This window comes from Rhizobium tumorigenes (assembly GCF_003240565.2).
In the GTDB taxonomy this organism is placed as follows: Bacteria; Pseudomonadota; Alphaproteobacteria; order Rhizobiales; family Rhizobiaceae; genus Rhizobium; species Rhizobium tumorigenes.
Genome location: NZ_CP117255.1, coordinates 1,238,410 through 1,260,330, shown reverse-complemented (window position 1 = coordinate 1,260,330; position 21,921 = coordinate 1,238,410). Strand labels below are relative to the sequence as shown.

The following is a 21,921-nucleotide window of genomic DNA, read 5'->3' as shown; positions in this document are numbered from 1 at the left end:
CGAGGAATTTGCACTATTTTTAGCCACAATTACGATGCTTGCCAAGCGCTTTCGGAGGTGCTCGATATTTTTTGGGCAAATGCTGGAAAAGCCCGGGGGGAGACGATAGACCCGCTTTCAGAACTTGACTGACAATCCGGGGTTTAGGACGCAAATGCACGCAAAGCAACCGATCAGGATCGGAATTATCGTCGTTGCGGCCGGGCGGGGCGAGCGGGCAGGTTCACCGGAAGAGGGGCCGAAGCAGTATCGTCCGATCGGCGGCAGGGCGATTATCGCCCATACGCTTGAAGGCTTTATGACGTGGCGCCAACCTTTGCAAATAGTCGTGGTTATTCATCGCGATGACGAAGTGCTGCTGGCGAAGGCGCTTGGGGAAACCAGCGAAGCGGCATCGGTCGCCACCGTATTTGGCGGCGAGACGCGCCAGCAATCCGTGCTGGCCGGCCTGAGGTCGCTGGAGGCTGCCGACGTCACCCATGTGCTGATCCACGATGCGGTCCGCCCGTTTTTTAACCATACCCTACTCGACGAGATCATGACCGCGCTCGACAACGGCGCCGCGGCCGTTCTGCCTGCGATACAGGTCGCCGATACCCTGAAGCGGCTCGGGTCTGAGGGTCTCGTGGTTGAAACCGTTGCCCGCGTCGGGCTCTACGCTGCCCAGACGCCGCAGGCCTTCGAGCTTACCGCTATTCTTGCCGCCCATGAAAAGGCCGCGCTCGACGGCAGGTCGGATTTCACCGACGATGCATCGATTGCCGAATGGGCAGGCCTGCCGGTCCAACTCGTGGCCGGCAGCCCGGACAACATCAAACTGACGATCGCAAGGGATATCAGCATGGCAGATGAGCGAATGTCGGCAAACCTTCCCGACGTGCGGACAGGCAACGGTTACGACGTGCACCAACTGGAGGCCGGCGACGGTGTCACTCTCTGCGGCATATTCCTGCCCCACGACCAGCGGCTGAAAGGCCATTCGGACGCCGACGTGGCGCTGCATGCCCTCACAGACGCCCTGCTTGCTACCTGCGGTGCCGGCGACATCGGCGATCACTTCCCGCCAAGCGACCCGCAGTGGCGGGGGGCCGCGTCACGGATCTTCATCGAGCATGCCGCAAGGATCGTCCGCGATGCGGGCGGGACGATCATGAACGCCGATGTGACGCTGATCGCCGAAGCGCCGAAGATCGGCCCTCACCGGCTCGAAATGCGCCAGAAGCTCTCGGAATGCCTCGGCATCAGTCTCGACCGCTGCTCGGTCAAGGCGACCACGAACGAGGAAATCGGCTTTATCGGCCGCCGCGAGGGCATTGCGGCGATTGCGACGGCAACAGTGGTCTACAGGAGTAGCAAGCCATGAACACCTTTACGGATCCGATCGCGACGCTCGCGGCCCGGCTTGTCACGCTTTGCAAGTCGCGCGGCTTGATGGTGGCCACGGCGGAATCCTGTACGGGCGGCCTGATTGCCGGCTCGCTCACCGATGTCGCCGGGTCGTCTGCAGTGGTAGACCGCGGCTTCGTCACTTATACCAACACTGCGAAGATGGAGATGCTAGGGGTGCAGGAAGCGACGCTTGTGGCCTATGGCGCGGTATCTGCAGAGACCGCGCTGCAGATGGTTCAGGGTGCCCTCTTCCGGTCAAATGCGGCGCTTGCCGTTGCTGTCACCGGTATTGCCGGTCCGGGAGGCGGTTCTGCCGAAAAACCGGTCGGGCTCGTTCACCTCGCCGCCCGTGCCCGCAGCGGCGCGATCGTTCATCGTGAGATGCGTTATGGCGATCTTGGCCGTGATGCCGTACGGCTTGGAACGGTGGCGACTGCGCTGGAGATGCTGCTGGACCTGGCTCAGGCGTAGATCTTGCCGGCCCGGGTCTCGAAGGCTTCCGTGAACATGCGGAAGGCGCGGTCAAACATCGACCCCATCAGCGCACCGAGGATGCGGCTCTTGAATTCGTAGTCGATGAAAAAATCGATTGTGCAACCGCCGTCGGCGGTCGGCTGGAAGCGCCAGCGGTTGTCGAGATATTTGAACGGGCCGTCGATGTACTGCACGTCGATGGCGTGCTCCGCCCTGTTCAGCAGCACCTGCGTTGTAAAGGTTTCGCGGATGGCCTTGTAGCCCACCGTCATGTCGGCAACCAGCAAGGTCTTGCCATCGCGCTCCTTGCGGCTGCGCACCACGAGGCCGTTGCAGAGCGGCAGGAATTCCGGATAGCGCACGACATCGGCGACGAGGTCGAACATCTGATCGGGCGTGTGGGGAACCGGACGATGGGTTTCGAATTTTGGCATGAGCCGCAATTAAGCGGGCGGGCCCAGAAGATCAAGAAGCCTGCGCATCTGGCGGCGCGAATTTAGTTGGAAAACGGGAACATCGGGGCCGTTCTTGACGAGTGAAGCAACGACCTGGGGCGCAAAGCGATCATCGAACGTCCAGACATAGCGCAGGAACTCCCAATCGATCTTCTCGGGGCAACCAGGTGCCATCTCGGGTCGCGTCCGGCCGATCCAGCGGAGCCAGCGTTGCGTCACACCCCAAATACACAGTAGGCGAGGCATGCGCACCCAGATGACGAGATCGGTGCGTGGAAGGCGGATATCGAATGTGGACGGACCGGTGCCGTCGAAGACCCATCTTTCTTCCTGCGCCTTTTCGGCCATCAGCCGCCGCTGTTCCTGCCTGTCGCGCTGAGCCCAGCCAGGGAGCCAGAGAATATCACGATCGATCGAGACATAGGTGAGGCCGAAGCGTGCGGCCAGATATTGCGACAAGGTCGATTTGCCGCCGCCGGAGCAACCGATCACCATGATGCGACTGGCTTTCCCAATGCGCTCGGCCACATCTGCGATATCAGTCAGGTAGTTCGGGGCCTCGGGCTTCGTTAATGCAGTCATCGCCTGCCTCCGCGTTGATTGCCCTGCCCTCATCGAACCTCAGAGACCGGGGCTGTTATTCGCGGACGACGCCCTAAACCGCTTCGATGACCGGCGGATGACAGCGGGAGATCACCATTCCAAACAACAGTTGGTCGGACAGAACAGCCTCACTCCTGTAATGCCGCCTACTCGGCCGCCATCAGCACCTTTCGCTCGCGTGCCGCACGAAGCCGCGCGAAATCATCGCCGGCGTGATGGGAGGACCGCGTCAAGGGGCTGGACGCCACCATCAGGAAGCCCTTGGTGTAGGCAACTGTCTCATAGGACTTGAACTCGTCCGGCGTGACGAAGCTCATCACGGCATGGTGCTTGCGGGTCGGCTGCAGATATTGGCCGATGGTCAGGAAGTCGACATCGGCGGTGCGCAGGTCGTCCATCAGCTGCAGCACTTCGTTGCGCTCTTCGCCGAGGCCGACCATGATACCGGACTTTGTGAACATCGTCGGGTCGAGTTCCTTCACGCGCTGTAGCAGGCGGATAGAGTGGAAATAGCGCGCACCTGGGCGCACCGTCAGGTAGTTGCCGGGCACCGTTTCCATATTGTGGTTGAAGACGTCAGGCTTGGCGGCGACGACGCGCTCGAGCGCACCGGGCTTCTTCAAAAAGTCAGGCGTCAGGATCTCGATGGTGGTCAGCGGAGACGAGGCGCGGATCGCCCAGATCACCTTCTCGAAATGCTCGGCGCCGCCATCCGCGAGGTCGTCGCGGTCGACGGAGGTGATGACGACATGGCTGAGGCCCATTTCCTTGACGGCCTTGGCGACATTTTCAGGCTCGGCCATGTCGAGGGCATTTGGCTTGCCGGTCGAGACGTTGCAGAAGGCGCAGGCGCGGGTGCAGATCTCGCCCATGATCATGAAGGTCGCGTGCTTCTTGTCCCAGCACTCGCCGATGTTCGGGCAGCCTGCTTCTTCGCAGACGGTGACCAGCTTGTGTTCCTTGACGATGGCGCGCGTTTCCGCGTAGCCCCTCGAGGTCGGGGCCTTGACGCGGATCCAGTCCGGCTTGCGCAGCACTTCGGTATCGGGCTTGTGGGCCTTTTCCGGGTGACGGATGCGCAAGGCAGATGGATTGATGGTGTCGAGAATCGTGACCATAACGTTCTTTCTGCCGCCTAGAGCGACAAAGCTATCGCTGGACGAGCCGGGCGAGAAATATCAGTATGCAGGCACCGAGGAAACCGGTGATGAAAAAGCCCATGCGCGTGTCCGCCACGGCGATGTGGAACTGGGTCAGGATGGCGTTCGCCACAACCGATCCGACAATGCCGAGCACGATATTCAAGAGGATGCCATAACGCGCCTCCATCAGCTTGCCGGCCAGCCAGCCGGCAAGTCCGCCGATGATGATAGCGCCAATCCAACCTACGCCCATGATTTGCCCTTAGCCCCAGGCTATCGCTCGCGCCAGCAACACCACAATGATGGCGCCGACGGTCGCATGAATGATCTGCACGACCAGCAGATTTTGGATGCCGAGCGAGATGCCCAGCGCGTGAAACAGAAACCCACCGACGAATGCACCGATGACGCCGCTCAGCAGGCAGCTGAGGAGACCGCCGCCGCCGACAACCAGACTGGCGAGAAAGCCGGCGACGAGGCCGATCAGCAGGAATACGACCCAAGGCTGCGATAGAAGTTCCATGATAATCTCCTTTGCATTGATCCGCTCCAATAGAGCGCGGCTCAGCGGTCTATCAAGCGTTCAGCGCGCGACCGTAGGCGTCCAGCGATGCTTCCTTCATCGTCTCCGACACGGTCGGATGCGGGAAGATGGTGTGCATCAGCTCTTCTTCCGTCGTCTCCAGGTTCATCGCGATGACAAAGCCCTGGATCAGTTCGGTGACCTCGGTGCCGACCATGTGCGCGCCAAGCAATTCGCCCGTCTTGTTGTCGAAGATGACCTTGCATAGCCCTTGGTCTTCGCCGAGCGCAATGGCCTTGCCGTTGGCAGCGAAAGGAAAGCGGCCGACGCGAATGTCGCGGCCGAGTTCCTTGGCCTTAACTTCGGTAAGGCCGACAGAGGCTACCTGCGGATTGCAATAGGTGCAGCCGGGAACCTTGCTCTTGTCGGTGGCATGCACGTTCGGCAGGCCGGCGATCTTTTCGACGCAGACGACGCCTTCATGCTCGGCCTTATGGGCAAGCATCGGAGCACCCGCGACATCGCCGATCGCATAGATGCCTGGGACGTTTGTCTTGCCGTAGCCGTCGATGACAACGCAGCCGCGATCGGTCTTCACGCCGAGCGCTTCGAGGCCGAGATTGTCGATATTGCCGACGACGCCGACTGCCGAAATCATCCGGTCGGCAGTGATCTGCTGGCTCTTGCCATCCTTGGTCTCGATGGTGGCGGTGATGCTGTCGGCCGATTTTTCGACCTTGGTGACCTTGGCGTCAAGGATGAACTTGAGGCCGCGCTTCTCGAGCTGCTTCTTGGCAATGGCGGAGATCTCGACATCTTCGACCGGCATGATCGACGACATGACCTCGACGACGGTGACGTCTACGCCCATGGAGCGGTAGAAGCTGGCGAACTCGATGCCGATGGCGCCGGAACCCATAACGAGAAGCGTCTTCGGCAGAGCCTGGGGCTTCATTGCCTCGAAATAGGTCCAGATCAGCTTGCCATCCGGCTCGATGCCAGGCAACGCACGCGGACGGGCGCCGGTGGCGACGATGATGTGCTTGGCGTTATAGGTGCCGTCTTCGCTCTTTATGTTCTTCGGCAGCGGGTTCTGCGGCTGAACGGCAGGCTTCTTCGACTTGGCGACGACGATCTCGCCCGGCTTGGTGATTTTCGCTTCACCCCAGATAACGTCGATATTGTTCTTCTTCATCAGGAAGGCGACGCCGCCGGTCAGCCGCGCAGAAACGCCGCGCGAGCGGGCGACGACAGCGGTCACGTCTGGCTTGACGGTACCTTCGAGCACAAGGCCGTAATCCTTGAAATGGTTGGCGTGGTCCATCACCTCGGCCGAGCGCAGCAGCGCCTTGGTCGGGATACAGCCCCAGTTCAGGCAGATGCCGCCGAGATGCTCGCGCTCGACGATCGCCGTCTTGAGGCCAAGCTGGGCCGCGCGTATCGCCGCCACGTAACCGCCGGGACCGGAGCCGATGATAATGACGTCGTAGTTGTCTGCCATTTTAATTCCTGTCTTGTCGTTTCTTGTCGTTGCCGGCCTCACGAACACCAGGGCCAGCCGAGAGATCAATCAAAGCCCGAGCATCATCCGCACCATCGGCTCAAGGCCGCGCCCGAGTGCCCGGGTATTTTCAACGTCGAGATGAACACCGTCGAGCGGTGTGGTGACCGCAACCGAGGCACCGTCGAAGAAGCCGCAGCCCATCTCGTCCGCCAGGTCGCGGTAGATCGTCGCCAGCTTCGGCGATTCTTCCACGCCACCGGCAAACATTGCAGCGAATGGCGCATTCGCCGTGTCACAGATGATCGGCGGCGCGACGATTAAAATTTCCGGGGCGTCGTAGTCAAACGCCCAGTCGTGGTGTCGGATCAGGCCCACGAGCCGCGCCATTCCCTGGCAGGCGGCAAAGGCGGACCCCGACAGCACTGGCTTCATGTCGTTGGAACCGAGCAGGATGACGACGAGATCGACCGGCGCATGCGTCTCGAGGATGGTCGGCAGGATCCGCGCTCCATTGCGATCGCCGTCGGCCAGATGATCGTCGAAGGCCGTGGTGCGGCCATTCAGACCTTCCGCAATGACGCGAACCTTGCCGCCGAGTGCTTCCTGCAGCACGCTCGGCCAGCGGTTTTCGAATTCATGCCGACCGAGCGTGTCTGCATCGTAGCCCCAGGTCAGGGAGTCGCCGTAGCAAAGAACAGTTTTCATGGCAATGCCTCCGGTTCCCCTACCCCTTGCGGGGAGGGGCTAGGGGTGGGGGTGGCAATCGCCGCTACGATTCGTCTCAGCACCAATGGCATGTCCAACATCACGTCCGTATTCGAGAACCGCATCACGCGAAAGCCTTCGCCTCGTAGATAAGTATCACGTACGGCATCACGCAAGCGCTGATCCCTATCGTCATGAATCTTGCCGTCAACCTCGATTATCAATCGGCGTCCGAGACATACAAAATCCGCGACGTAGGGCCCGATAGCCATTTGCCTACGGAAATGTGTATCTTTTAATTCCGTCATCTCTCGGCGAAGGGCGGTCCAAAGACGGCGCTCTGCGTCGGTCATGAGCTTGCGCAGCTTGTGAGCATTCCGAGCAGCTGAGGCGCTGGGTGAATTTGGCTTGTCCCGATTCCATGCCATTCAAAGCCCCCACTATGGAACCACCCCCACCCGTCCGCTGACGCGGACACCCTCCCCGCAAGGGGGAGGGAATTCGCTCACACCAGCATCCCCATCGGGTTCTCGATGTAGCCCTTGAAGGCGCCCAGCAGCTGCGCCCCAAGGGCACCGTCGACGCTGCGGTGGTCGGTCGACAGCGTCACGCTCATCACGGTGGCAACAGCCATTTCGCCTTTCTTGACGATTACGCGCTGCTCGCCTGCGCCCACGGCCAGGATGGTCGAGTGCGGCGGGTTGATGACGGCGGCAAATTCCTTGACGCCCATCATGCCCATGTTCGAGACCGACGTCGTGCCGCCCTGGAACTCTTCCGGCTTCAGCTTGCGTTCCTTGGCCCGCTTGCCGAGGTCCTTCATCTCGTTGGAGATGGCAGACAACGTCTTCAGCTCGGCCTTGCGAATGATCGGCGTGATCAGGCCGCCCGGGATGGAGACGGCGACGCCCACGTCCACGTGCTTGTGCTTGACCATGGCGTTCTCGGTCCACGACACGTTGGCATCCGGCACATCGCGGAGCGCAAGCGCCATGGCCTTGATGATCATGTCGTTGACCGACAGCTTGTAGGCCGGCGCGCTGTCCTTGCGCGGTGCGGCATCGTTGAGCTGCGCGCGCAACGTCATCAGGGCATCGAGATTGCAATCCACCGTCACATAGAAATGCGGAATGGTCTGCTTGGATTCGACCAGACGCTTGGCGATGATCTTGCGCATGTTGTCATGCGGCACGAGATCGTAGGAGCCGGCTTCGAACAGCTTCATGACCGCTTCGTCCGACGCACCCTTGGGGGCGCTTGCGGCCGGTGCAGATGCAGGGGTTGCCGAAGGCGCGGATGCCGCCTTGACACCACCACCGGCAACCGCAGCCTCGATATCGCTCTTGACGACACGACCATGCGGGCCGGAGCCGGCCACTGCCGACACATCGATTCCGGCTTCCTTGGCAAGGCGACGGGCGAGCGGCGAAGAGAAGGTCTTGTTCCCACTGGCAGAGACCGGCGCTGCTTTTGGCGCGGCAGGTGCTGCGGGGGCCACGGCCGGCGCATCCGCCTTGACCTGTTCCTCTGCCTTGCCAGCGGGCGCTGCTTCAGGCTTGGCTGCAGGTTCTGCAGCCGAAGCGGCGGATCCGGCACCGCTGGCAGCAGCACCGACATCCTCGCCATCGGCGGCAAGCACGGCGATCAACGCGTTGACCTTGACGCCCTGGGTACCGGCGGCAACGACGAGCTTGGCAACAGTGCCCTCGTCGATTGCCTCGACTTCCATGGTGGCCTTGTCGGTTTCAATCTCGGCCAGCACGTCGCCGGACTTGACCTGATCGCCTTCCTTGACCAGCCACTTGGAGAGCGTACCCTCTTCCATGGTCGGCGACAGGGCAGGCATGGTGATGTTGATAGGCATCGAAAGACCTTCCCCTTATTTGTAGCAGACGGCTTTCACCGCATCGACGACTTCGCCGACGTTCGGAAGGGCCAGCTTTTCGAGATTGGCGGCGTAGGGCATCGGAACGTCCTTGCCGGCGATCGTCAGGATCGGCGCATCGAGGTAGTCGAAAGCCTGCTGCATGACGCGGGTGGCGATTTCGGTGCCGACCGAGTTCTGCGGATAGCCTTCCTCGACGGTGACGAGGCGACCGGTCTTCTTCACCGATTCGATGACGGTCGGCAGGTCCATCGGACGCAGCGTGCGCAGGTCGATCAGTTCGACGTCGATGCCGAGCTGTTCGAGTTCGGCGACAGCCTTGACCGCGTAGGTCATGCCGATGCCGAACGAGACGATCGTCACGTCCTTGCCGGTGCGATGAATGCGGGCCTTGCCGATAGGCAGCACGAAGTTGTCCATCTTCGGCACATCGAAATGCTGGCCATAGAGGATTTCGTTCTCAAGGAAGACCACCGGGTTCGGATCGCGGATCGCAGCCTTCAGCAGGCCCTTGGCGTCGGCAGCCGTGTACGGCATGACGACCTTGAGGCCGGGGATCTGGCTGTACCAGGCCGAGTAGTCCTGACTGTGCTGGGCGCCAACGCGGGCCGCAGCGCCATTCGGGCCGCGGAAGACGATCGGCGCACCCATCTGGCCGCCGGACATGTAGAGCGTCTTGGCGGCAGAGTTGATGATCTGGTCGATGGCCTGCATGGCGAAGTTGAACGTCATGAACTCGACGATCGGCTTCAGGCCGGACATGGCGGCACCGACGCCGATACCGGCAAAGCCGTGCTCGGTGATCGGGGTATCGATCACGCGGCGGGCGCCGAATTCCTGAAGCAGCCCTTGCGTCACCTTGTAGGCGCCTTGGTACTCGGCCACTTCCTCGCCCATGACGAAGACGTTGTCGTCAGCGCGCATTTCTTCCGCCATGGCGTCGCGGAGTGCGTCGCGCACGGTCGTCGAGACCATTTCGGTGCCGGCCGGGATGTCCGGATCGGCAGCGATGTGGGCCTTCGGCTGGGCCGGTACCTTGCTGTCGGCGCGGGCTGTCGGCTCGTCGGCAGATTGGCGCGCCTTGCCGCCAGCGTCGTTGCTGGCCGCAGCCGGCGTATCGGCATCGGCCTTGGGGGCGGCAGCCTTTTCGGCGTCCGGACCGGCGTTCATGGCGTCGGCGCTTTCGCCTTCGGCCAGCAGGATCGCGATCTTGGCATTGACCTTGACGCCCTGGGTGCCTTCGGCGACCAGGAGCTTGCCAATCGTGCCTTCGTCGACGGCTTCGACTTCCATCGTCGCCTTGTCGGTCTCTATTTCGGCAATGACGTCGCCGGAAGTGACCTTGTCACCTTCCTTCTTCAGCCATTTGGAGAGTGTGCCTTCTTCCATCGTCGGAGAGAGGGCGGGCATCAGGATATCGATAGGCATGGGTTCCCTCCCCGATCAGAGCAGAATGTCTGTGTAGAGCGCGGATGCATCCGGCTCCGGCTCGGACTGGGCGAAATCGGCACTGTCAGCAACGATATCGCGAACATCCTTGTCGATCGCCTTCAGATCGTCTTCGGATGCCCAGCCTTTTCCGACCAGGCGCAAGCGCACCTGCTCGATCGGATCATGTTCTGAGCGCATCTTCTGCACTTCGTCCTTGGAGCGATACTTCGCCGGGTCGGACATCGAATGGCCGCGATAGCGGTAGGTCAGCATTTCGAGAATGATCGGGCCCTTGCCAGAACGGCAATGCTGGAGCGCCTCGTCGGCTGCCGCCTTGACAGCGCGCACGTCCATGCCATCGACCTGAATACCGGGAATGCCGAAGCCCGAACCGCGCAGCGAGTAGTTGGACTGCGCCGTCGCGCGCGCCGAGGAGGTGCCCATGGCGTAGTGGTTGTTCTCGATGATATAGACGATTGGAAGCTTCCAGAGAGCAGCCATGTTGAAGCTCTCGTAGACCTGGCCCTGATTGGCCGCACCGTCGCCGAAATAGGCGACAGAGACGCTGTCATTGCCACGGTATTTGTTGGCGAAAGCGAGCCCGGTACCGAGCGAAACCTGCGCACCGACGATACCGTGACCACCGTAGAAATGCTTCTCTTTCGAGAACATGTGCATCGAGCCGCCCTTGCCGTGCGAATAGCCGCTGCTGCGACCAGTCAGTTCGGCCATGACGCCACGCGCTTCCATGCCGCAAGCAAGCATATGTCCGTGGTCGCGATAGGCTGTTATAACCTGATCGCCTTCCTTCTGGGCCATCTGCATGCCGACGACGACAGCTTCCTGGCCGATGTAGAGGTGACAGAATCCGCCGATGAACCCCATGCCGTACAACTGTCCGGCCTTTTCCTCGAAACGCCGGATGAGCAGCATTTCGCGGTAGGCTTTCAGCTCTTCGTCGCGATCGAAATCGGCGATAGGACCGCCGTTGGTTTCAATACGTGCTGACTTGGACGTTTTCCGGTTGGAAACGGACGCGATTTTCGGCGCCATTCAACCCTCCCCTGTGTGATAAGCATCGATCAATGGTGACGCGTAACATAGGGAAGATTAACAGATGCAGCAATGCCATAAACGCATGGCTAGTATTCGATATAAGTCACTGAAAAACAAATAAAATTTTTGATTAACTGAAATTCAGTTAATCACCTCATTTATTGAAGATCACGATTTCGTCGGCCTTGGAATAATCAAGCTGGTAGCGGGCCTTTTCATCCAGCATGTCCTTGTCGAGCGATCCGTCGCTGAGCAGGGCAACCTCCTTTTCAAGGTGCTGTCGCTTGGCGACGAGATCGGCCAGATCCTTGGAGCGAGCCAGTCGCTGCTGCTCGAAGACTTCGGTCGCCCGCAGGCCGTAGTCGCCATGGACGCAGTGGTAGCCGAAATAAGATACGAAAGCGACGGTGATGGCTGGAAGCACCAGGTGACCGAGTCGCTTCTTCTTATGATATTTTGTCCACATGCCGTTTGCCCATACGCTCTACCCGTGTGAACCAGACTAGTTGGTAGAGATTAACCGTCCGTTGACCTTGTTGCAGGATCCATTAAAAAACCGCGCCCGAAGGCGCGGTTGCTAGAAAAGCGGATGCGTCTGGTATCAGCCGCGCAGGATGGACGTGCCGGCGTAGCGGGCCTGGGGACCGAGCATTTCCTCGATGCGGATCAGCTGGTTGTACTTGGCAAGACGGTCTGAGCGCGACAGCGAGCCGGTTTTGATCTGGCCGCAGTTGGTGGCAACCGCGAGATCGGCAATCGTCGAATCTTCGGTTTCGCCGGAGCGGTGCGACATGACGGCGGTGTAGCCGGCCTTGTGGGCCGTTTCGACGGCGTCGAGCGTTTCGGTCAGCGTGCCGATCTGGTTGACCTTGACGAGGATGGAGTTGGCAACGCCCATCTTGATGCCGTCGCGAAGGCGCGAGGAGTTGGTGACGAACAGGTCGTCGCCGACCAGCTGGGTGGTCTTGCCGGCAAGCTCGGTCAGCGTCTTCCAGCCTTCCCAATCGTCTTCGGACATGCCGTCCTCGATCGACAGGATCGGATACTTGGCAGCGAGCTCGGCAAGGTATTCGGCCATGGCGCCTGATTCCAGCGTGCGGCCTTCGCCTTCGAGAACGTACTTGCCGTCCTTGAAGAACTCTGTCGCGGCGCAATCGAGGCCGAGGTAGATGTCTTCGCCTGGGCGATAGCCGGCCTTCTCGATCGACTTCATGATGAAGTCCAGGGCTTCCGGCGCACTCTTCAAGCCCGGTGCAAAACCGCCTTCGTCGCCGACATTGGTGTTATGACCCTGGGCAGACAATTCTTTCTTCAGCACGTGGAAAACTTCAGAGCCCATGCGGACGGCATCGGAGAATGTTTCGGCGCCGACTGGAAGAATCATGAATTCCTGGAAGTCGATCGGGTTGTCGGCATGGGCACCGCCATTGATGATGTTCATCATCGGAACCGGCAGAAGGCTGGCATAGGCGCCGCCGACATAGCGATACAGCGGCAGGTCAGCGCTCTGGGCGGCTGCCTTGGCGACTGCGAGCGATACGCCGAGGATAGCGTTGGCACCGAGGCGCGACTTGTTGGCCGTCCCGTCCAGCTCGATCATCAGGTTGTCGATCTGGATCTGGTTTTCGGCATCGAGACCGCCGATGGCTTCGAAGATTTCGGTATCGACGGCTTCAACTGCCTTTTCGACGCCCTTGCCATGGTAACGCGAGCCACCATCGCGCAATTCGACTGCCTCATGGGCACCTGTCGAGGCGCCCGACGGGACTGCGGCACGACCCATGCTGCCGTCTTCAAGATATACGTCGACTTCGACAGTCGGGTTGCCGCGGCTGTCGAGAATCTCGCGGGCGATAATGTCGGTGATTGCGGTCATGGCTGGTTCCTGCTCGCTGGTTATAATCGATTGAAATCTCTAAATCGAAGGCGTGACAATTACAATGCCATCACGCGCTTCGAATGAGGGAACGTCACAGCCGACTAAACCAAGATCATGTCAGCCTGTTAACGCTCCCGCAGATGCTAGGCCTTGGCGATGGCATCGAATGCCAGCAGCTTTTCGAGCAGCTGCGGCATGTCTTTCAGATGCACCATGTTCGGGCCATCGGACGGCGCATGGTCGGGATCCTCGTGGGTTTCGATAAACACGCCGGCGACGCCGACGGCAACGGCCGCGCGGGCAAGGGTTTCCACGAATTCGCGCTGGCCGCCGGACGATCCGCCCTGGCCGCCGGGCTGCTGAACGGAGTGGGTAGCATCGAAGATCACGGGAGCGCCCATCGCCGCCATGATCGGCAGCGAGCGCATGTCGGAGACCAGCGTGTTGTAACCGAAGGAGGCACCGCGTTCGCAGAGCAGGATGTTCGGGTTACCGCTGTCGTTGAGCTTGGCCAGCACGTTCTTCATGTCCCAGGGGGCGAGGAATTGACCCTTCTTGACGTTGATGATGCGGCCGGTCTTGGCGGCAGCAACCAGAAGATCGGTCTGGCGCGACAGGAAGGCAGGGATCTGCAGCACATCCACGGTCTTGGCGACAAGGGCGCACTGCTCTTCCGTGTGGATGTCGGTGAGCACCGGGAAACCGTATTCCTTCTTCAGGTCGCCAAATATCTCCAGAGCCGCTTCCAGCCCCAGGCCGCGCTGGGCTGAGAGCGACGTGCGGTTTGCCTTGTCGAAGGATGACTTGTAGACGAGCCCGATGCCAAGCGAGGCGCAGAGCTCCTTGAGCTTGCCGGCTATCGTGAAGGCATGATCGCGGCTCTCCATCTGGCAGGGGCCGGCAATCAGCGAGAGGCGTTTGCTGTTGGAGAAAGTGACCCTGCCGGGGCCTTCGCCGGCGACCACGTCCGAATTTGTCGAATGGCTCATGCTGTCTCCTCGAAGGCGAACAATGCCCCCTGCCCGGGAGCGGCCTTCACCAGAATAGTGTTGCTCTTGCGCGTGTAGGTCACGCCGTTACCAGCCAAATGCGCTTCTGTCACGGAAAGATCGCGAACGGCAAAGACGATCGCCCGACCCCGCAGGCCCGCATCCTCACCAGATGGCGCCGCCTCATAGAAGGCCTCCATCCCCTCGCCGCTCAAGATGTCGATTTCGACATTGGCCGCCGATGCTGTGATGCCAAAGGAATGCGGAACGATTGCGGCACCATTGCCAACTTGGCTGATGAGCCCGGAAAACGCCTTGGGACTGGCGCAGGACAGCACGAGACGCGAGATGCCGAGCACGCCGTTCGGATGCCTCTCCAGCGCGCTGCGATCCGTCGGCATCGCATTGATGCGCTCGCAGGTGAAAACGAAGAAATCCGGGGCACGCGAATCTGCAGCGAAGGCAAGTCGAAAGCCGGCGATCGATTCGGACCCGTCCGGCATGCGCATCGGTCTTTCGAACTCGAGAATCTTCCCGGCCGAGACCCCGCTGTCTCGAAAGCGCTGCTGGTCGCTTTCAGCATTGCCGGTTGCAAAGGCAACGGAGGAAAATCCATCGTCACCGACGCGAAACCGGAAGGCCTGGTCGCGCGCAACGAAGACATTGCCGGCCAGCGCAGATGCCTCGCACTCCGAGAGACTGGCAATGCCGAGCGGCTCTAGATAGGTCTTGTCGGCGAAGAAAACGCAAGCATTTTCAGTACCAAAGGGATGCCGTGCATCGGCGGCGACAGTAAAGCCGAGCTTGCTCAGCCGCTGGCGCGCAGAGGCTATATCGCAGGTCGGCAGAACCAGATGGTCGATCGGGTAGGCTGCTGTCATGGTTTGACTCCGTCCTGCAACACCGTCAGCGACGGCAACGCGACATGATCTTCCAAAAAAGCGATTATTCCAACGGCGTTCACAAAGATTTAGTCACTTGCGGAACACATATGGAACATATAGTGTCCGTTCTGGCTTTGTTTCGCACTTGGAGCACGAAAAACGATGTTGACGCGCAAGCAACAGGAACTGCTTCTCTTCATTCACGAACGAATGAAAGAGTCCGGCGTCCCGCCTTCTTTCGATGAAATGAAGGATGCGCTGGACCTTGCGTCCAAATCAGGCATCCATCGGCTGATCACGGCGCTGGAGGAACGCGGCTTCATCCGCCGCCTGCCGAACCGGGCACGCGCTATCGAGGTCATCAAGCTTCCAGAGGCCTATAACCCCAATGCACAGCCACGGCGCGGCTTTTCGCCCAGCGTCATCGAAGGCAGCCTCGGCAAGACGCCGGCTATTGCCGCAGCGCCGACAAAGCCCGCAGTCGAGGACCGCAGCGGCTCAGTCTCGCTGCCGGTCATGGGCCGCATCGCCGCCGGTGTTCCCATCGCCGCAATCCAGAACAATACCCACGACATCATGGTTCCCGCCGACATGGTCGGCGCCGGCGAGCATTACGCGCTCGAAGTGCGAGGCGACTCGATGATCGAGGCCGGCATCTTCGACGGCGATACCGTCATCATCCGCAATGCCAGTACGGCGAGCCCCGGCGACATCATCGTCGCCCTCGTCGATGACGAGGAGGCAACGCTCAAGCGCTTTCGACGCAAGGGTGCCTCCATTGCGCTCGAGGCAGCCAACCCGGCGTACGAGACCCGCATCTTCGGCCCGGACAGGGTTAAGATCCAGGGGCGGCTTGTCGGGCTCATCCGCCGGTATCACTGACCGGTGACGTGGCGTCGGTACCGATGAAAGCCGGCTTTCGCCAGTCGTAGGCTCGATGCCTTTCCCACGGACGATCAAGGGCGCTGAACGCAGTGATGACCTCGGGCTGAGGAGCGCTCAGGTCGACCTCGATGGAGCCTGTTTTGCGCAGCGATGCACCCGTATAGAGGGCCGCACCGGACCGACATCGATCGAGGCGAATCCTTACCGGCGTGATGACGATATCGGCGGTATCGCAGGCCGGACCCAGATAGGCGGCATCGGATATAGTCACGAGCATTGCGCCCGTTTCGAGCATGGCAACGCACCAATCGCGACCATGGCAGGCAAAGCCGCCGTCGACGGCACTGTCCAGCGCCGTCTCCATTGCCAGTCGCAGCGTTGCCTGGTGCTCCGCATCCATACGGTTCAAGGGCTGGCCACGAACGGAGTGGGGCGGGGTCGAATTGTCCGGCGGCAGCATTTGCGGCGGCGTATCTTCGGACACCGGCAGGGCTCGCTGCCATTGCTGATAGATGAAATCCGGGGGGCGTTCGCGGTTGCGCTCGAGACGACCTTTCCGGAACAGGGCTACGAGTTCGCCATCCTCTGAAATCAGCAATTCCGATCTCTGGGGAGAAGGCTGCAAGGCGGCAAAAGTCACAGAGGCTGCGATCAGCAGCGCGCCGGCATGGCGCATGGGCGTTCGCAGCACCGTCATCAGCAGGAATCCGGCAATGATGGTCTGGAAAAGCCCGGCAGGCAGGCGCGCGAACGGGACATTGCCGCCCCATGCCGCCACCGTCTTCGCGATGACCATCACGATATCGAGTCCCCAGCCGGTGATAAGCCAGAATACGCCGTCCAGGCCGAAGGGCATCATCAGCATGGCGAGCATGCCGACCGGCATGACAATGAATGACACCACCGGCATGGCGGCAAGATTGGCAACGAGGCCATAGGTCGCCAGTCTGTGAAAATGCTCGATCGAAAAGATCGCCGTCGACGCGCCGCCGATAAACGACGTCATGGCGATGCCTGTGAAAAAGCGGCTGACCGCCCGCACCGGCATCGGTGCCCGGAAAGCTGCAAACCGCCGCTCCCGGGGCGGACGCCGCTTCCACAGCGAATAGCCTGAAACAAGTGCGATGGTGGCCGCATAGGACATCTGGAAACTCGGGCCGAGGATCTGCGACGGCGAGAGCACCAGGATGGCGATGGCCGACAGGGCCACATTTCGCAGGCTGAAGGATGGTCTGTCGAACAGCACCGCGACCAGCATGATTGCCATCATTATGAAGGCCCGCTCGGCCGATACACCGAAGCCGGAAATGAAATAATAGGCGGTGACCGTGATCAGCGCACCGACAGCTGCAATTTTCTTGGTCGGAAAAGCCTGCGCCAGCCCGGGAAACAGGCTCAGCGCATGCCGGAGGCCGACATAGAAGATGCCGGCGGACAAGGCCATGTTCAGTCCCGAGATGGCGATGATATGGGCGAGACCGGAAACCCTTAGGGCATCCGTGGTTTCCGGCGAAATTGCCCGACGTTCGTCGTTGACCAGCGAAGCTGCGAAGGCGCCGGTGTCGCCTGGCAGGATCGAGCGGATGCGGTCGCCGATACTGCCTCGCAGCCCGGTCAGCCAGCGGTCGATCTTTTGGAGCGTGGTTCGCTCGCTGGTGTCGTCGGCGCTGGCCATTATCAGTTGCGGCGTGCCGTAGAAAAAACCGTTGGCGCCGGTGCCTTCGAAATAGGCAGTGAAGGCAAAATCGTGGAGGCCGGGCAGCGCAGGACCAGCTGGCGGGCTCAACCGCGCCCTGCCTTCCACGACATCTCCGAGTTCGAACGGCACATCCTGGCCGCGCACGAGCACCGATATCTGCTCCGGTGGCCGGCGAACGACTGGAGCGTCTGTCGCCAGCAGATCGAGCACGTAGCGCCACCGCCCCTTGGCGTCCACTTCACGGCGCTGAACTTGGCCGGTAATGGTGGTGGTCACCGGGGTGTCCAGCATGATCGTCGAGGCCCGCCACGTCTCGCATTCGGCGAGAAGCATGCCGAGCAGGCCCAGCGCCACAGCGAAAGACAGGTGCCGGAGCGCCGGGCTTAAATTGTGTTTCAGGACGCAGACGGCGGCAAGCACGAGGAAGCTCGCCGCAATGCCCGTCACTGGCGGATTGCCCGGAAGCTCGAACCAGACTATGGCGCCGCAGCCGATGTAGATGGGGGCAAACAGCGTTGCGCGACCGTGGGCTGCTTCTTCTGCAAGCATGCCGGCGGTGACGATTCGCCACCTCTCGAACGCAAGGGCAGCGCGCTTTGGCAACGGCACGGCGTGTTGAGTGCGGGCAGGCATTCGCGCAAGCTTGGCAACGGCGTTGACCGTGGCGCGCGAACGCTCGGCGAGGCCAAGAAATGCCTGGCGGTGACCTTGCCTCTCTCGCGCGTCCAACTCTGCCATTCGCCCGTCAGCCCCGCCCGCAATCGTCAAGCTCCCGGTATTTTTGCAACCTTTGATCGAATAGTTCAACTAAAATCGATTGAAATGGCTGTCGTGGGAAGGTCGCTTCTGGAATGCCGCAGATCGTGCTTCAAAGGCATGGCAGTCACGGCGGAGGCGCTGCCCAAAAGTTGATACCGCGATGCACAAATACCGGTCAGGGTAACTTGGCATTAGCCTCTTGATCATATAGCTAATCTTTAGACGCTTAACCCTTTGGTGCTTTTTTAAGGCACCAACCCGCCAAATCTTGGAGGCTCTCATGACGGAACAAAGCGCGAAACTGACCTGGGGTGATAAGACTGTCGATCTGCCGGTGAAGGTCGGTACCATCGGCCCGAGCGTCCTCGACATTGGCGCACTCTACAAAAATACCGCTTCCTTCACCTACGACCCGGGCTTCACCTCTACCGCATCGTGCGAATCCAAGATCACCTATATCGACGGTGACGAAGGCGTTCTGCTGCATCGCGGCTACCCTATCGAGCAACTGGCCGAAAAGGGTGACTTCCTGGAAGTCTGCTACCTGCTTCTCTACGGCGAACTGCCGACAGCTGCGCAGAAGAAGGATTTCGACGACCGCGTCGTTCACCACACTATGGTGCATGAACAGATGACGCGTTTCTTTACCGGCTTCCGTCGCGATGCACATCCCATGGCTGTGATGTGCGGTTGCGTTGGCGCGCTGTCGGCCTTCTATCACGATTCGACTGACATCACGGATCCGCACCAGCGCATGGTGGCGAGCCTTCGGATGATCGCAAAGATGCCGACGCTTGCCGCGATGGCATACAAGTATCATATCGGCCAGCCTTTCGTGTATCCGAAGAACGATCTCGACTATGCGTCGAATTTTCTGCGCATGTGTTTTGCGGTTCCTTGCGAAGAGTTCGAAGTCAATCCGGTTCTCGCCCGCGCCATGGACCGTATCTTCATCCTGCACGCCGACCACGAGCAGAATGCCTCGACATCGACGGTCCGCCTTGCCGGCTCTTCGGGCGCAAACCCGTTTGCCTGTATCGCGGCCGGCATCGCCTGCCTCTGGGGCCCTGCCCATGGCGGCGCCAACGAAGCTGCACTGATGATGCTGCAGGAAATCGGCACCGTCGATCGTATCCCTGAGTACATCGCCCGCGCCAAGGACAAGAACGATCCTTTCCGCCTGATGGGCTTTGGCCACCGCGTCTACAAGAACTACGATCCGCGCGCCAAGATCATGCAGAAGACGATGTATGAAGTGCTGGAAGCCACCGGCAATGCCGGCGATCCGCTGATGCAGGTTGCCCTGGAGCTTGAAAAGATCGCTCTGAACGACCCCTACTTTATCGAAAAGAAGCTGTATCCGAACGTCGATTTCTATTCGGGCATTACCCTGCGGGCACTCGGTTTCCCGACGGAAATGTTCACCGTCCTGTTCGCACTCGCGCGTACCGTCGGCTGGATCGCCCAGTGGAACGAGATGATCGAAGATCCGCAGCAGCGCATCGGCCGTCCTCGTCAGCTCTACACCGGCGAACCAAAGCGCGACTACACATCGGTCGACGGCCGCTAAAGCGCCTTCGACTTCATAAAAAAACCCGCTCAGGAATGGGCGGGTTTTTTGTTGTCCAGAAGTTCAAGCACGATGGAAGCTGCTTTTTCGCCGGGCGGTATCTCGGTCTGCATTCGCTGCCAGACGAGGTCGAAACCCTCGATCATCGCACGGCGCTGCTGGGTGGCGCTCGACAAGCGCTCCAGCCAGCGGGACAGCAGGCCAGGCAGAAGCATCTCGTTGATCTGCTCCGGCACGATGACATAATCGGCAATCAGATTGGGCAGCGCAGCGGTCCAGGTCTTTATCCGCTTGTGCAGCAGCTTGACGATGAAATCCGTGCTGTAGGTCGAAATGACCGGCACGCCCGTCAAACCGAGTTCCAGAATCACCGTCCCCGACGCCGCCATCGCCGCATCCGATATCGCGAAGGCCTGCCACTTCGCAGCAGTCCCGACGACTATTTCGGGCTTGATCTCCCATTCGGCAACCAGCGTGCGAACCAGATCTTCGCGCCGGGCAACCGTCGGCATTACGAATCGCATGGATTTATTACGCCGGCTAAGTTCATCGACAGTTCGACGAAAGAACGGCATCAGGTGATTTATTTCGGACGACCGTGAGCCGGGTAATAATACTATGGTCCGCGTGTCGTTCGCATCGAGGGGTGGACGAGCTGCCCGCTGCCGGCGCGCATCGACTAGACCGGCATCCGTCACCAGCCGGTGACCGACATAGGTCGTCGGTGGCCCGCCAAGACGTTTCATGACTTCCGGCTCGAACGGCAGGACGGCCAGCACGTGATCGACGTAGCCAAGCATCGCTGTGGCGCGATATTCTTTCCAGGCCCAGACGCTCGGGCATACATAATTAACGATCAGCAAGCCGGGCAGCGCCTTGCGAACCCGCTTGGCGACCCGGTGGGTAAAATCGGGACTGTCGACGATGATCAGGACATCGGGCCGTGAAGTGATGATGGCCTTTGCCGTTTCGCCGATAAGGGCAATCAGGCGGGGCAACTTGGCGATCACCTGGGTGAACCCCATCAGCGACAGTTCGGAGAAATCGTAAAGCGACTTCAACCCTTGCGCCTCCAGTCCGTCGCCACCGACGCCGACGAGTTCGAGCGGTCGCGTCGTCTGCAGGCGCAGGGCGGCAACGAGATCGGCGCCCAGCAGATCGCCGGAGACTTCACCGGCAATGATGGCGACCTTGAGGGGCGATGTATTCACTGGAGGCCTCCGGCAGGCAGGCCGCGGTCGATGCCGTACAAAAACAGGCCGGCTTCGTTGGCTGCATCGATGGTTGCCTTGCGCTCCAGTATAAGCGCACGCCCGGCCTCGACAGCGACGCCACCAAGGCCAGCAGCCTTGGCGTTGAGGATGGTCGATACGCCTATGGAGGGCAGATCGGCACGCAGGTCCTGCTGCGGCTTGCAGAGCTTCACCAGCACGCCCCGGCGGCGGTGCGATATGCGCCCCGCTGCTCGCAGGCCTGCGACGCGCTCGATCATCTGGTCCGTGCCCTCGACGCCCTCGAGCGCGACGATGCGTCCGCCGACGCTGACGGCGCCCTGTCCGACATCCAGCATGCCGAGCGCATCGGCGGCCCTGGCTGCCTGTCTTATGTCCCGCATGTCATCCTCGGACGGCACATGGCTGCCAAGCGTGCCGGTTGTTGCCAGCAGATCCGGTGCGATGTCGTGCGCGCCGATGACCTTGCGGCCTTTGACCTCGAGCAGGCCGATCACCATCTTCAGCACGGTATCGTCGCCGCCGGACAGAAGCGTCTTGACGACGCCCGGCATTTTCACCATCGACTGCCAGGTTGGCCGGATCTCGCGCCATTCCGGGCGCCGAGCCACGCTTCCCGACATCACGATACGGCGCACATCGTAGCGATCGAACAGCGCCTCGAAGCCCTTGAAATCGCCGACGCCGAGCAGCGCGTGGTCGTAGCCGCTCCAGTCGCGGAGAACCTCGTCCTTCAATACGACGATTACAGGGTTTTCGCCTGCCTGTCGGGCTGCTTCGGCCAGGTAAGCTGGCAGAAAGCCGCTGCCGGCGATGATCGCCAGGCGGCCCTTGCCGTCGTTCCCGCTATCGTTCAC

General features: G+C 60.8%; 22 protein-coding genes. 4 read left to right on the top strand and 18 right to left on the bottom strand.

Annotated elements, in window-relative coordinates:
- Positions 1-154: 154 nt before the first annotated feature.
- Positions 155-1,363 (top strand): bifunctional 2-C-methyl-D-erythritol 4-phosphate cytidylyltransferase/2-C-methyl-D-erythritol 2,4-cyclodiphosphate synthase, encoded by a 1,209-nt coding sequence (locus PR017_RS06315; RefSeq protein ID WP_111215567.1) that lies wholly within the window; start codon positions 155-157, stop codon positions 1,361-1,363.
- Positions 1,360-1,860 (top strand): CinA family protein, encoded by a 501-nt coding sequence (locus PR017_RS06310; protein ID WP_111215566.1) that lies wholly within the window; start codon positions 1,360-1,362, stop codon positions 1,858-1,860. Before PR017_RS06315 ends, PR017_RS06310 begins: the two co-directional genes overlap by 4 nt.
- On the opposite strand, the gene PR017_RS06305 is transcribed toward PR017_RS06310, so the two are convergent.
- From PR017_RS06305 to PR017_RS06240, 15 genes are all read right to left on the bottom strand, one after another.
- Positions 1,851-2,297, bottom strand: a complete 447-nt coding sequence (locus PR017_RS06305) for a type II toxin-antitoxin system RatA family toxin (protein ID WP_111215768.1) — start codon at positions 2,295-2,297, stop codon at positions 1,851-1,853. The two genes, PR017_RS06310 and PR017_RS06305, sit on opposite strands and share 10 nt — an antisense overlap.
- Before the next feature lie 9 nt (positions 2,298-2,306).
- Positions 2,307-2,900, bottom strand: a complete 594-nt coding sequence (locus PR017_RS06300) for a P-loop NTPase family protein (protein ID WP_111215564.1) — start codon at positions 2,898-2,900, stop codon at positions 2,307-2,309.
- A gap of 167 nt (positions 2,901-3,067) precedes the next feature.
- Positions 3,068-4,039 carry a lipoyl synthase gene (lipA, locus tag PR017_RS06295; RefSeq protein WP_111215562.1) on the bottom strand — a complete coding sequence of 324 codons (972 nt, stop codon included), beginning with the start codon at positions 4,037-4,039 and terminating at the stop codon, positions 3,068-3,070.
- Between the two features lie 31 nt (positions 4,040-4,070).
- Positions 4,071-4,319 carry a GlsB/YeaQ/YmgE family stress response membrane protein gene (locus PR017_RS06290; RefSeq protein WP_111215561.1) on the bottom strand — a complete coding sequence of 83 codons (249 nt, stop codon included), beginning with the start codon at positions 4,317-4,319 and terminating at the stop codon, positions 4,071-4,073.
- A gap of 6 nt (positions 4,320-4,325) precedes the next feature.
- Positions 4,326-4,586: a GlsB/YeaQ/YmgE family stress response membrane protein gene (locus tag PR017_RS06285; protein ID WP_111215559.1), complete on the bottom strand. Its 261-nt coding sequence runs from the start codon at positions 4,584-4,586 to the stop codon at positions 4,326-4,328.
- 52 nt (positions 4,587-4,638) lie between these two features.
- Positions 4,639-6,087, bottom strand: coding sequence for a dihydrolipoyl dehydrogenase (gene lpdA, locus PR017_RS06280; RefSeq protein WP_111215557.1), 1,449 nt, complete (start codon positions 6,085-6,087; stop codon positions 4,639-4,641).
- Between the two features lie 69 nt (positions 6,088-6,156).
- The gene (locus PR017_RS06275) at positions 6,157-6,795 is read right to left on the bottom strand and encodes an SGNH/GDSL hydrolase family protein (RefSeq protein ID WP_111215556.1); all 639 of its coding nucleotides are present in this window, start codon (positions 6,793-6,795) and stop codon (positions 6,157-6,159) included.
- Positions 6,792-7,223 (bottom strand): endonuclease domain-containing protein, encoded by a 432-nt coding sequence (locus PR017_RS28405; protein WP_111215554.1) that lies wholly within the window; start codon positions 7,221-7,223, stop codon positions 6,792-6,794. Before PR017_RS28405 ends, PR017_RS06275 begins: the two co-directional genes overlap by 4 nt.
- Before the next feature lie 77 nt (positions 7,224-7,300).
- Positions 7,301-8,659 carry a pyruvate dehydrogenase complex dihydrolipoamide acetyltransferase gene (locus tag PR017_RS06270; protein WP_111215552.1) on the bottom strand — a complete coding sequence of 453 codons (1,359 nt, stop codon included), beginning with the start codon at positions 8,657-8,659 and terminating at the stop codon, positions 7,301-7,303.
- A gap of 15 nt (positions 8,660-8,674) precedes the next feature.
- On the bottom strand, positions 8,675-10,108 hold the full coding sequence (locus PR017_RS06265) for a pyruvate dehydrogenase complex E1 component subunit beta (RefSeq protein WP_111215550.1): 1,434 nt from the start codon (positions 10,106-10,108) through the stop codon (positions 8,675-8,677).
- Positions 10,109-10,123: 15 nt separating this feature from the next.
- Positions 10,124-11,164 carry a pyruvate dehydrogenase (acetyl-transferring) E1 component subunit alpha gene (pdhA, locus tag PR017_RS06260; RefSeq protein ID WP_111215548.1) on the bottom strand — a complete coding sequence of 347 codons (1,041 nt, stop codon included), beginning with the start codon at positions 11,162-11,164 and terminating at the stop codon, positions 10,124-10,126.
- Positions 11,165-11,321: 157 nt separating this feature from the next.
- Complete coding sequence (locus PR017_RS06255; RefSeq protein WP_111215546.1) at positions 11,322-11,633, bottom strand: FtsB family cell division protein; 312 nt, start codon at positions 11,631-11,633, stop codon at positions 11,322-11,324.
- Positions 11,634-11,768: 135 nt separating this feature from the next.
- Positions 11,769-13,043, bottom strand: a complete 1,275-nt coding sequence (gene eno, locus PR017_RS06250; protein WP_111215545.1) for a phosphopyruvate hydratase — start codon at positions 13,041-13,043, stop codon at positions 11,769-11,771.
- A 146-nt stretch (positions 13,044-13,189) separates the two neighbouring features.
- Positions 13,190-14,035, bottom strand: a complete 846-nt coding sequence (gene kdsA / locus PR017_RS06245; RefSeq protein WP_111215543.1) for a 3-deoxy-8-phosphooctulonate synthase — start codon at positions 14,033-14,035, stop codon at positions 13,190-13,192.
- Positions 14,032-14,916: a VOC family protein gene (locus tag PR017_RS06240; RefSeq protein WP_111215542.1), complete on the bottom strand. Its 885-nt coding sequence runs from the start codon at positions 14,914-14,916 to the stop codon at positions 14,032-14,034. Before PR017_RS06240 ends, kdsA begins: the two co-directional genes overlap by 4 nt.
- A gap of 165 nt (positions 14,917-15,081) precedes the next feature.
- On the opposite strand from PR017_RS06240, the gene lexA reads away from it, so the two are divergent.
- Complete coding sequence (gene lexA / locus PR017_RS06235; protein ID WP_111215540.1) at positions 15,082-15,801, top strand: transcriptional repressor LexA; 720 nt, start codon at positions 15,082-15,084, stop codon at positions 15,799-15,801.
- On the opposite strand, the gene PR017_RS06230 is transcribed toward lexA, so the two are convergent.
- The gene (locus PR017_RS06230; protein WP_111215538.1) at positions 15,782-18,241 is read right to left on the bottom strand and encodes a ComEC/Rec2 family competence protein; all 2,460 of its coding nucleotides are present in this window, start codon (positions 18,239-18,241) and stop codon (positions 15,782-15,784) included. The two genes, lexA and PR017_RS06230, sit on opposite strands and share 20 nt — an antisense overlap.
- 301 nt (positions 18,242-18,542) lie before the next feature.
- On the opposite strand from PR017_RS06230, the gene gltA reads away from it, so the two are divergent.
- A complete protein-coding gene (gene gltA, locus PR017_RS06225) occupies positions 18,543-19,832 on the top strand; it encodes a citrate synthase (RefSeq protein ID WP_111215537.1) in 1,290 nt (429 codons plus the stop codon).
- A gap of 29 nt (positions 19,833-19,861) precedes the next feature.
- Here the strand turns inward: gltA and lpxB are convergent, their stop codons facing one another.
- A complete protein-coding gene (lpxB, locus tag PR017_RS06220) occupies positions 19,862-21,043 on the bottom strand; it encodes a lipid-A-disaccharide synthase (RefSeq protein ID WP_111215535.1) in 1,182 nt (393 codons plus the stop codon).
- A complete protein-coding gene (locus PR017_RS06215; protein WP_111215533.1) occupies positions 21,040-21,921 on the bottom strand; it encodes an LpxI family protein in 882 nt (293 codons plus the stop codon). Before PR017_RS06215 ends, lpxB begins: the two co-directional genes overlap by 4 nt.

Coding starts and splice junctions, on each gene's coding strand:
- PR017_RS06285 (WP_111215559.1), bottom strand. CDS start 4,586: ATGGAACTTCTATCGCAGCCTTGGGTCGTATTCCTGCTGATCGGCCTC.
- PR017_RS06300 (WP_111215564.1), bottom strand. CDS start 2,900: ATGACTGCATTAACGAAGCCCGAGGCCCCGAACTACCTGACTGATATC.
- PR017_RS06265 (WP_111215550.1), bottom strand. CDS start 10,108: ATGCCTATCGATATCCTGATGCCCGCCCTCTCTCCGACGATGGAAGAA.
- lipA (WP_111215562.1), bottom strand. CDS start 4,039: ATGGTCACGATTCTCGACACCATCAATCCATCTGCCTTGCGCATCCGT.
- eno (WP_111215545.1), bottom strand. CDS start 13,043: ATGACCGCAATCACCGACATTATCGCCCGCGAGATTCTCGACAGCCGC.
- PR017_RS06255 (WP_111215546.1), bottom strand. CDS start 11,633: ATGTGGACAAAATATCATAAGAAGAAGCGACTCGGTCACCTGGTGCTT.
- kdsA (WP_111215543.1), bottom strand. CDS start 14,035: ATGAGCCATTCGACAAATTCGGACGTGGTCGCCGGCGAAGGCCCCGGC.
- lexA (WP_111215540.1), top strand. CDS start 15,082: ATGTTGACGCGCAAGCAACAGGAACTGCTTCTCTTCATTCACGAACGA.
- pdhA (WP_111215548.1), bottom strand. CDS start 11,164: ATGGCGCCGAAAATCGCGTCCGTTTCCAACCGGAAAACGTCCAAGTCA.
- PR017_RS06270 (WP_111215552.1), bottom strand. CDS start 8,659: ATGCCTATCAACATCACCATGCCTGCCCTGTCGCCGACCATGGAAGAG.
- lpdA (WP_111215557.1), bottom strand. CDS start 6,087: ATGGCAGACAACTACGACGTCATTATCATCGGCTCCGGTCCCGGCGGT.
- PR017_RS06310 (WP_111215566.1), top strand. CDS start 1,360: ATGAACACCTTTACGGATCCGATCGCGACGCTCGCGGCCCGGCTTGTC.
- PR017_RS06315 (WP_111215567.1), top strand. CDS start 155: ATGCACGCAAAGCAACCGATCAGGATCGGAATTATCGTCGTTGCGGCC.
- PR017_RS06305 (WP_111215768.1), bottom strand. CDS start 2,297: ATGCCAAAATTCGAAACCCATCGTCCGGTTCCCCACACGCCCGATCAG.
- PR017_RS06240 (WP_111215542.1), bottom strand. CDS start 14,916: ATGACAGCAGCCTACCCGATCGACCATCTGGTTCTGCCGACCTGCGAT.
- gltA (WP_111215537.1), top strand. CDS start 18,543: ATGACGGAACAAAGCGCGAAACTGACCTGGGGTGATAAGACTGTCGAT.
- PR017_RS28405 (WP_111215554.1), bottom strand. CDS start 7,223: ATGGCATGGAATCGGGACAAGCCAAATTCACCCAGCGCCTCAGCTGCT.
- PR017_RS06275 (WP_111215556.1), bottom strand. CDS start 6,795: ATGAAAACTGTTCTTTGCTACGGCGACTCCCTGACCTGGGGCTACGAT.
- PR017_RS06230 (WP_111215538.1), bottom strand. CDS start 18,241: ATGGCAGAGTTGGACGCGCGAGAGAGGCAAGGTCACCGCCAGGCATTT.